This is a genomic window from Shimia sp. Alg240-R146, from assembly GCF_947331465.1.
Classification (GTDB): Bacteria; Pseudomonadota; Alphaproteobacteria; order Rhodobacterales; family Rhodobacteraceae; genus Shimia.
The window spans coordinates 969,512-978,637 of record NZ_CAMZOK010000001.1; the positions used below are offsets into that span (position 1 = coordinate 969,512).

Annotated in this window: 13 protein-coding genes; 8 read left to right on the top strand and 5 right to left on the bottom strand. The window is 58.8% G+C overall.

The window, feature by feature from the left end; all coding sequences use genetic code 11:
• Nucleotides 1-29 precede the first annotated feature (29 nt).
• The 6 genes from PG871_RS04675 (at nt 30) to PG871_RS04700 (ending at nt 3,112) form a co-directional block, all read left to right on the top strand.
• On the top strand, nt 30-359 hold the full coding sequence (locus PG871_RS04675) for an AtpZ/AtpI family protein (RefSeq protein ID WP_054001007.1): 330 nt from the start codon (nt 30-32) through the stop codon (nt 357-359).
• A gap of 2 nt (nt 360-361) precedes the next feature.
• Nucleotides 362-1,120 (top strand): F0F1 ATP synthase subunit A, encoded by a 759-nt coding sequence (locus tag PG871_RS04680; RefSeq protein ID WP_270726579.1) that lies wholly within the window; start codon nt 362-364, stop codon nt 1,118-1,120.
• A 56-nt stretch (nt 1,121-1,176) separates the two neighbouring features.
• Complete coding sequence (locus PG871_RS04685) at nt 1,177-1,401, top strand: F0F1 ATP synthase subunit C (protein WP_054001005.1); 225 nt, start codon at nt 1,177-1,179, stop codon at nt 1,399-1,401.
• Nucleotides 1,402-1,483: 82 nt separating this feature from the next.
• Nucleotides 1,484-2,026, top strand: a complete 543-nt coding sequence (locus tag PG871_RS04690) for a F0F1 ATP synthase subunit B' (RefSeq protein WP_270726584.1) — start codon at nt 1,484-1,486, stop codon at nt 2,024-2,026.
• Between the two features lie 4 nt (nt 2,027-2,030).
• Entirely contained in the window at nt 2,031-2,591 is a 561-nt protein-coding gene (locus PG871_RS04695) for a F0F1 ATP synthase subunit B (protein WP_270726586.1), read from the top strand.
• Between the two features lie 125 nt (nt 2,592-2,716).
• Nucleotides 2,717-3,112, top strand: a complete 396-nt coding sequence (locus PG871_RS04700; protein ID WP_270726589.1) for a hypothetical protein — start codon at nt 2,717-2,719, stop codon at nt 3,110-3,112.
• A gap of 6 nt (nt 3,113-3,118) precedes the next feature.
• On the opposite strand, the gene PG871_RS04705 is transcribed toward PG871_RS04700, so the two are convergent.
• Entirely contained in the window at nt 3,119-3,757 is a 639-nt protein-coding gene (locus tag PG871_RS04705; RefSeq protein WP_270726591.1) for a ribonuclease T2, read from the bottom strand.
• A 149-nt stretch (nt 3,758-3,906) separates the two neighbouring features.
• Here PG871_RS04705 and PG871_RS04710 point away from each other — a divergent pair, with 149 nt between their 5' ends.
• Nucleotides 3,907-4,659 (top strand): DUF1013 domain-containing protein, encoded by a 753-nt coding sequence (locus tag PG871_RS04710; RefSeq protein ID WP_270726594.1) that lies wholly within the window; start codon nt 3,907-3,909, stop codon nt 4,657-4,659.
• Nucleotides 4,660-4,727: 68 nt separating this feature from the next.
• On the opposite strand, the gene PG871_RS04715 is transcribed toward PG871_RS04710, so the two are convergent.
• The 4 genes from PG871_RS04715 to PG871_RS04730 all read right to left on the bottom strand — a co-directional run bounded on the left by PG871_RS04715 (nt 4,728) and on the right by PG871_RS04730 (nt 8,232).
• On the bottom strand, nt 4,728-5,318 hold the full coding sequence (locus PG871_RS04715) for a 3'-5' exonuclease (RefSeq protein WP_270726596.1): 591 nt from the start codon (nt 5,316-5,318) through the stop codon (nt 4,728-4,730).
• Nucleotides 5,319-5,380: 62 nt separating this feature from the next.
• Nucleotides 5,381-5,971, bottom strand: coding sequence for a recombination mediator RecR (gene recR, locus PG871_RS04720; protein ID WP_270726598.1), 591 nt, complete (start codon nt 5,969-5,971; stop codon nt 5,381-5,383).
• A 69-nt stretch (nt 5,972-6,040) separates the two neighbouring features.
• Nucleotides 6,041-6,385 carry a YbaB/EbfC family nucleoid-associated protein gene (locus tag PG871_RS04725; RefSeq protein WP_270726600.1) on the bottom strand — a complete coding sequence of 115 codons (345 nt, stop codon included), beginning with the start codon at nt 6,383-6,385 and terminating at the stop codon, nt 6,041-6,043.
• An 80-nt stretch (nt 6,386-6,465) separates the two neighbouring features.
• Complete coding sequence (locus PG871_RS04730; protein WP_443020465.1) at nt 6,466-8,232, bottom strand: DNA polymerase III subunit gamma/tau; 1,767 nt, start codon at nt 8,230-8,232, stop codon at nt 6,466-6,468.
• Nucleotides 8,233-8,400: 168 nt separating this feature from the next.
• Between PG871_RS04730 and PG871_RS04735 the strand changes: the two genes are divergently transcribed.
• Nucleotides 8,401-8,871: a protein-tyrosine phosphatase family protein gene (locus PG871_RS04735; protein ID WP_270726603.1), complete on the top strand. Its 471-nt coding sequence runs from the start codon at nt 8,401-8,403 to the stop codon at nt 8,869-8,871.
• The last annotated feature ends 255 nt before the right edge of the window (nt 8,872-9,126 follow it).

The window sequence follows — 9,126 nt, forward strand, 5'->3', positions numbered from 1 at the left end:
ACGCCAACGTCAGCGGAGGGATTTTGCGCGTGACCGAGCCGGGCCAAAAAGACCAAATGCAGCGTCTTGAGGAGCGGATCGAGGCGGCCAAAAAGGCCCAGGACCCCAAACCCCGCGCTGATGAGCACTATTCGGGCGCCAATCAGGCGTGGCGCATGGTGGTAGAAATGGTAGCCGGTCTTGGGATCGGTTTTGGCATCGGATATGCGCTGGATAGCGTGTTCGGGACACTCCCGATCTTCATGGTGCTGTTCACATTGTTTGGTCTTGCCGCGGGTATCAACGTGATGATGCGCACCGCGAAAGAGATCGAAGAGAAACAAGCGGCCGAGGTCGCTGAAAGAGACGAGAGGAACTGAACGTGGCAAGCGAAGCACACGGCGCGGAGAGTGGCGGTCTGGAATTCCACCCGATGGATCAGTTCATCATCAAACCTTTGTTTGGTGGCGACACAATCAATTGGTACACCCCTACAAACGTGACCCTTTGGATGGCCTTGGCCGTTGTGGCCGTCATTGCATTGATGGTTGTTGGCACGCGCCGCCGCGCAGTTGTGCCATCGCGCAGCCAGTCGATCGGCGAGCTGGCGTACGGTTTTGTCTATAAGATGGTCGAAGATGTGGCCGGCAAGGACGCGATCAAGTTCTTCCCCTACATCATGACGCTTTTCATGTTCATTGTGTTTGCCAACTTCCTTGGCCTGATCCCAATGTCCTTTACTACCACAAGCCACTTTGGTGTGACTGTGGTGCTGGCCTTGCTGGTGTTCCTGACCGTGACCGTCGTTGGTTTCGTTAAGAACGGCATGGGCTTCCTTGGTCTCTTCTGGGTCTCAAGCGCGCCACTGGCGCTGCGTCCGATCCTGGCGATCATCGAACTGATTTCCTACTTCGTTCGTCCTGTCAGCCACAGCATCCGTCTTGCGGGTAACGTGATGGCCGGTCACGCGGTGATCAAAGTGTTCGCAGGCTTCGCCGCGATCGCCGTGGTCAGCCCTGTGTCCGTGGTGGCGATCACCGCGATGTACGGTCTGGAGGTCCTTGTGGCCTTTATCCAAGCCTACGTCTTTACCATTCTGACCTGTGTGTATCTGAAAGATGCGCTGCATCCTTCGCACTAACGGTCCCAGAACTACGAACTCTATCTATTAACTTCCAATCGTAAGGAGATACACTCATGGAAGGTCAACTCGCACACATCGGCGCAGGTCTCGCAGCAATCGGTTCCGGCGCAGCCGCTATCGGTGTTGGTAACGTGGCAGGCAACTTCTTGGCTGGCGCACTGCGCAACCCATCTGCAGCTGCTGGTCAGACTGCTACTCTCTTCATCGGCATCGCGTTTGCGGAAGCACTGGGCATCTTCTCGTTCCTGGTTGCGCTTCTGCTGATGTTCGCCGTCTAAGCCTACGGAACCATCCTTACGTGCGGGTGCGGGCACCTTAGTGCCCCACCCGTAATCACACGGAAGTTCCCAGGAGGACGTCATGGCGACCACTACAACTGACGCCGCAAGCCACGCCGCAGAGGCTGCCTCTGCACCGGGCATGCCACAGCTCGACTTTTCGAACTGGGGCAACCAGATTTTCTGGCTTTTGATCACGCTGGTCGTGATCTACTTCGTCCTGTCGCGCATCGCGCTGCCGCGCATTGCCGCGGTTCTGGCTGAACGCCAGGGGACCATTACGAATGACATCGCCGCAGCTGAAGAGCTGAAGGCGAAAGCTGTAGAAGCGGAAGAGGCCTACAATCAGGCTTTGGCAGATGCGCGCGTTGAAGCGCAGAAAATTGCTGCTGAAGCGAAGGCCGAGATCCAGGCAGACCTGGACGTCGCAATACAGAAGGCTGATGCGGAAATCTCCGCCAAGGCCGCTGAATCGGAAAAGGCAATTGCCGAAATCCGTGCCGGTGCGCTGGAAAGCATCAAGGATGTTGCCGATGCAACTGCGAACGAAGTTGTCGCAGCGCTGGGTGGCAAAGCAGATGCTGCTGCCGTGACCAAAGCGGTCGCTGACCGGATGAAAGGGTAAGACCATGCGCACAACACTCGCAACCGTCACTGCCCTGATGATGGCAAGCCCTGCGTTTGCTGCCAGTGGCCCGTTCTTCTCGCTGAAGAACACCGACTTTGTCGTGACGCTGGGGTTCATCCTGTTCATCGCGGTGCTGTTTTACTTCAAAGTGCCCTCGCTTTTGGGTGGCATGCTGGACAAGCGCGCGGACGACATCAAATCCGAACTGGACGAAGCCCGCGCCTTGCGCGAAGAGGCCCAGACGGTTTTGGCGTCCTACGAGCGCAAGCAGCAGGAAGTCAAAGAGCAGGCAGCGCGCATCGTGGCGCACGCCAAGGAAGAAGCTCAGAACGCGGCTGTTCAGGCCAAGGCGGATCTTGAAGTCTCGATTGAACGTCGTTTGGCTGCAGCACAAGATCAGATCGCATCTGCGGAGGCTTCGGCCGTCAAAGAAGTGCGCGATCAGGCTGTTTCAGTGGCCATCGCGGCTGCTCGCAACGTGATTGCCGATCAGATGTCAGCGGCTGACGCCAACAAGCTGATCGAGAGCGGCATTTCCGAGGTCGACGCCAAGCTGCACTAAGCAACTGGCACATGAGACACGCAAAAGCCCGGACGGCAACGTCCGGGCTTTTTGCATTTTTGCCGTGATGTGGTCTCAAACCTGTGATTATGCTGTTGGTAACAAGACAATGAGGAGAAGCAGCAATGAAACATTCGATTGCAGCGTTGGTTTGCCTGCCGCTATTGGGCGCGTGTTCGCTGGACATGATGCGCGTCGGTACCACGCCAACGACACCCACATCGCAGGAGGTGTTTTGGGCCAAGAACCGATTGGCGGAGCAGACAAGCAACCCCGGATTGGCGCAGTTCCCTGAATTTAGAACCTATGCTCTGAGCAACGGGCATCAGCTGTATTGCGGCACGATGGTACGCGGCAACAACAGCGGTGGCCGAACCGAACCGATCCCGTTTTACCTTCGGGCGGATGGAGATAGCGTGATGGCCTTGAACTGGGTCAGCACCAGCGCCGACTTCTCCAGTAGCAAATGCAAAGAGGCCGCAAGCGGCAAGTTGAAGATCAACAAGCTGTCTGACGACTGAGACGGATCAGCGCAGCGGGTCAAACCGCGCGCTGTCCAATTTGCAATCCCGACTGACATCGCGACCGCATGGCACCGGATTGAGATCACGTGACAAACACACCCGCGCTTCCTGGATAAATCCATCCCGGCAGGTGATCGTCAACGTGTCCGGTTTCAGGTGCGGGTTGGCCTTCAGAAACGCCTGTTCCACCACCGACGCGGGCAGGCGTACGGATTGATCCAGTTTGCGAAACACCGGCGGGCGGGTCACGCGGCCGTAAGCTTCGCGTGACAAAGCGTAGTAATCCTTGGCGGACAGTCCTGAGCAGGTTCCGTGCTTTTTCCATTGGTGCCATGCCAGACCCGAGGTGCCCATGATGTCGGCCATGTCGTTAGTGAGGCTGCGCGGCGGATTGCGGTGGATGGTGCGGCAATAATCAGGCCAGCCCTGATGGTATTGCGGCCAGAGCCCATGCAGCACCCAGCCGTGGTCTTCTCCTGTGTCACATTGCGGCGAGCGCTTGGCGTCACCTTCGATGGCGCACCAGTTTGGTGACCAGCTGAGCGCCATGACATAGTAGTCAAATTCACCGGCAATATCTTCGTCGGCAAGGGCGTGCCCCGCCAGCAGGGCAGCGGTGAGGAGGCTTATCAAATGGCGCATTGGCTCTTTCCTTTTTGTCTTGAGCGCACTATATCGGCCTCAAGTTCCCCGACAACGGTAACCCGCACCAGACCAACGGTGCCGTCTGACAAAAGTCAGGCGACGGGAAACCTATATGCGGCGGATAGAGATTCGTAAGGAGTAGAAACATGGCAAAGCTGTTGCACCCCAAGGCCACCGCCGTCTGGCTGGTGGACAACACCACGATCAGCTTCAAGCAGATCGCGGATTTTGTTGGCATGCACGAATTGGAAATTCAGGGCATCGCGGATGGCGATGTGGCCACTGGCGTGAAGGGTTTTGACCCGGTTGCCAACAACCAATTGGTTCAGGAAGAGCTGACAAACGCGGAAACAAACCCGCTTTATAAGATGAAGCTGAAATTCAATGCGGCTGCCACTGGCGAAGAAAAGCGCCGCGGCCCGCGTTATACACCTTTGTCCAAACGTCAGGACCGTCCGGCGTCGATCTATTGGCTGGTGAAATTTCACCCCGAACTGAGCGACGGCCAAATTGGCAAGTTGGTTGGCACCACCAAGCCAACCATTCAGGCGATCCGCGAGCGGACCCACTGGAACATTGCCAACATTCAGCCGATTGATCCGGTGGCGTTGGGTCTGTGCAAACAGTCCGAACTGGATGCTGTTGTGCAAAAAGCCGCTGCGAAGAAGGCAGCCGATGGCGAAGTGATGACCGACGATGAGCGTCGCAAGCTGGTGAGCACGCAGACCTCTCTGGGTATGGAAGCCGAGCCGAAAATTCCAACGGCGATCGAAGGTCTGGAAACCTTCTCGCTGTCTGATGATGACAGCGAAGAGGAAGCGCCGGATGCGGATTTCTCGGATGCCGACAGCTTTTTCAACCTGCCGGAAAACGGCGAGGAAGACGAGCAGCCGCGCTAAGCCTGTCCGTCACAGCATACAAAAAAGGCCGTCCAACTGGACGGCCTTTTTTCTTGCCACAAAGCCTTTCAGATCGGCAGGTTCAGCTGGCGGTTTGTTTTGAGATGGGACAAGCGTTCCCCGGTTGTTTCTTCTGCCCTGAGGATCACGCAGGCCGCCGCGCGCGCGTCTTCGCCCGCATCATGGTGATGAAAGCTGAGGCCGAGGTGTTTTTTGAGATTGGCCAGCCCGTGCCCGCCTGCGCCTTTCAGGGCGGGCCAGGCTTGGCGGGCCACCTTAACGCTGTTTGTCCAATGTGAGGTGAGCATGGGCAGATCATAGCGTGCACAGGCGTCGGTCATGACCTTTTCGTCAAAAGTGCTGTGTTGTACGAGGCTGTGGGTGTTGAGCAGATCGAACAAGGTGGCGTAGACCGTCGGGAAGGTCGCGGCGTCGCGTACCGTATCGGCGGAAATGCCATGAAGTTCCGAGTTGAAGGCCTCAAAGGGATCTTCGGGATCGACCAGGACCGAATAGGTCTGCATGGCCCCGGTGTCGCTGACAAAACAGAGCCCGATCTGGCAAATGCTGCCAGGGGACCTGCTGGCGGTTTCGACATCCAGCGCGATGAACCGAAAAGGCCCGTCGGGGAGCGTTTGAAGATGTCCAAATCTGTTCAACGTGTTCGCCTCTGGAGCGCCTTACTTCGGTTTGGTTCGACGCCGTGGGGCAAGAGCACGCTTTAGAGCGTTTTGCGGGCGTTCAGGGCGGCGCTGATGGTGCCTTCGTCGAGATAGTCCAACTCACCGCCCACAGGCACGCCTTGGGCCAGAGAGGTTAGGCGCACGCGATCTTCGAGTTGGTCGGCGATGTAATGCGCTGTGGTTTGACCATCCACGGTGGCGTTGAGCGCCAGAATGACTTCGGTGATCTGTTCTGACGCCACGCGGTCGACCAGTTTGGGAATGGAGATGTCTTCGGGTCCGACACCTTCGAGCGCGGACAGAGTGCCGCCAAGCACGTGATAGCGGCCTTGAAAGACACCCGCACGTTCCATGGCCCACAGATCCGAGACATCTTCGACCACGCACAGCTCGCCCGTGGCGCGTTTTTCGGAGGCGCAAATGTCACAAATGTCGGTGGTGCCAACGTTGCCGCAGTTCAGGCATTCACGGGCGGAAACGGCCACGGCCTGCATGGCGTCTGCCAGCGGTGCAAGCAGAAAGCCACGTTTGCGAATAAGGTGCAGCACCGCACGTCGTGCAGAGCGGGGGCCAAGCCCGGGCAGCTTGGCCATCATCTCGATCAGCGTGTCTATGTCGGAACTGCTCATGTCTTGCGCCCTTTGCTGGGTCATCTCTGCCTAACTATAGCGAGAAGTGGCGGGGGGCGTGCAAGTTCTTTAGAACGGCAGTTTCATGTCAGCGGGCAGACCCAGCTCTGACGTGATCTTGCCCAGTTCTTCCTGAGCACGGTCCGCCGCCTTGGTCTGAGCATCTTTGATGGCAGCAAGGATCAGGTCTTCGACGACTTCCTTGTCGTCGCCGTTAAAGATCGACGGATCGATGTCGAGCGCCTTGAGCTCACCTTTGGCCGAAGCAGTTGCTTTGACCAGACCGGCGCCGCTTTCGCCAACAACCATCATGTTATGCAGCTCTTCCTGCATGTCGGTCATTTTGGCTTGCATGTCTTGGGCTTTTTTCATCATCCCGGCCATGTCGCCGAGGTTGCCGAGGCCTTTGAGCATCTGGGTCTCTCCTGAATTGTTGTTGTTGCCTAGATACGGGTCACAGGCCTTGTTTACAAGGTCGTGCCGTCATGTCGCGATCAGTCTTCCTCAAACGGATCCCATTCGTCCTCGACCTCGGGCAGAGCTTCTGCTTGCGCCTCGTTGGTGATCTCTTGGCGCGATTTGATGTCAGTGATCTTGGCCTTGGGGAAGGCGTCCAGCACGGCCTGCACCAGCGGGTGGTCCATGGCCTCGGACCGCATGGCGTTTTCGGCGGCATTGCGGATCTCGTCGACGGTGGCGGCGCCACCTTCGGAGACGATGATCACCGCCCAGCGGTTTCCGGTCCAGCGTTGCAACTGGGTGCCCAGGCGCTGCGCAAGATCCTTGGGCGCGTTTGGGGCGGGTTCAAATTCGATTCGGCCGGGCTGATAAGCTGCGAGGCGCAGGTATTTTTCGACCTGAACCCGCAGAACGCCGTCGCGGCGTGTGCGGATCAATTCGAGCACGTGTTCAAAGGTTGCGTAACGCGCCAGCGCTTGGTTGTCGGCCACCGCCAGCGCGGTCACGTTGCCGCCTTGGCCGCCGCCGCCGTTGGGCACAGCGCCGCCTTGGTAGGCGCCTTGCGTTGTCGCGCCTTCATGGCCCATCGCCGCGCCGCCGCCAGGGCCGCCGCCAGACGGTGGCATCGGCGGGCGCGGGGTGTCTTGCAGTTTGCGCACCAGCTCTTCGGGGCTGGGTAGGTCGGCCACATGGGTCAGGCGGATGATGGCCATTTCGGCGGCCATCATGGCGTTGGGAGCGGACGCAACCTCGTCCAAGGCTTTGAGCAGCATTTGCCACATGCGGGTCAGCACGCGCATGGGCAGGGTCTCAGCCATGGTCTGGCCGCGCGCCCGTTCATCAGGCGTGACCGTTGGGTCCTCAGATGCTTCGGGTGTGACTTTGACCACGGAAATCCAGTGGGTGATTTCCGCCAAATCGCGCAGCACGGCCATTGGGTCGGCGCCGTCAGCGTATTGGCTGGAGAGTTCGTTCAATGCGGCACCCGCATCGCCGCGCAGGATCATGTCAAAGAGATCAAGCACGCGGCCACGGTCAGCAAGACCCAGCATGGCGCGGACCTGATCGGCGGTGGTTTCGCCAGCACCGTGAGAAATGGCTTGGTCCAGCAGCGATGTGGCGTCGCGCGCGGAGCCTTCGGCGGCGCGGGTGATCAGCGCAAGTGCGTCATCGGCGATCTCGGCGTTTTCCGCGGTGGCAATTTTGCGCAGCAGGCCAATTTGGTCTTCGGGCTCGATGCGCCGCAAATCAAAGCGTTGGCAACGCGACAGGACCGTCACAGGCACTTTGCGGATTTCGGTGGTGGCGAAGATGAATTTCACATGCGCGGGCGGCTCTTCGAGCGTTTTGAGCAGCGCGTTGAACGCGCTGGTCGACAGCATGTGCACCTCATCGATGATGTAGATCTTGTAGCGGGCCGACGCGGCGCGGTAATGCACCGAATCGATGATCTCGCGGATGTCGTTCACACCGGTTCGAGAGGCGGCGTCCATTTCCATCACATCGACATGCCGGCCTTCCATGATTGCGACGCAATGCTCGCATTGGCCGCAAGGATCGGTGGTCGGACCGCCACCGCCATCCGGACCGATGCAATTCATGCCCTTGGCGATGATACGTGCCGTGGTGGTTTTGCCCGTGCCGCGAATGCCGGTCATGACAAAGGCCTGCGCGATGCGGTCGGCCTCAAACGCGTTCTTGAGCGTGCGCACCATGGCGGACTGCCCAACCAGATCAGCAAAGGTTTCGGGGCGGTATTTGCGCGCGAGAACCTGATAGCCTGTGTCGGGGGTGTCGGTCATAGTGAGGGCCTGTTTGGTCGGACGTGTTCGGGTCCGCCGGATTCGGAGGATCAGGCGTCAGGTTATGCGGGGCAGGGCGGCGCGTCCACCGGCAAAGCAGTTTGAGAGGCCGCATGCGCGCCGCGCGGATGGCGGTGCGCGTGTGGGGACGAGAGAAGGGGCCAAGGCATGGCGTTTGAGATTGTGGACTGGTCGCTTGGTGCCGGGACTGTTGCGTTAAGCCCGTTGCCAAACTCAGAAGCGGAGTTGGATGTTTTGCGGGCCTGGGCGCCTGAGGTGGTTGTCAGCCTGACATCTGCGGCGGAGATGGGCGTGGCTCTGGCGGGATTGCAGGGTGGCGACTGGGATTGGCGGCATTGTGAAATTGTTGATTTTGGCACGCCTGATGCTGAATTTGAGGCGGGCTGGCCGGAGATGTCGGCGCGACTCTTGCGCCGATTGCAAGCCGGAGGTCGGGTGCTGGTGCATTGTCGCGGCGGTTGTGGGCGGTCTGGTATGGTGGTTCTGGCGCTGATGGTGGCTTCGGGGGAGGCGCCGGAGGCTGCGCTTCAACGTCTGCGCGCGCGTCGACCCTGTGCGGTGGAAACCGATGCGCAGTTGGCGTGGGCCATAAGGGAAGAATTTGGGGAAAAGCATTAAGGAGCGGATTGGCAGAAACTCTCAATCTCTTGTCCGAAAAGCACAATGTAACTTTTCGGGCAACGCCCATATCCACTGTATCAGAACGACAGAGACCTTTGGAAACGGGTCGCATCCTTCTGATACGACGCCCTGATACGCGTCATAGCTATGCGTTGGCCTTGCCGACATTCCCTCCCTCCCTCCCCCAAGGCTGAGGCCGACGCATCAGCTTTTTCTTAGAAAACTCCGGATGGCCTCTGCTTGGTCAGGTTT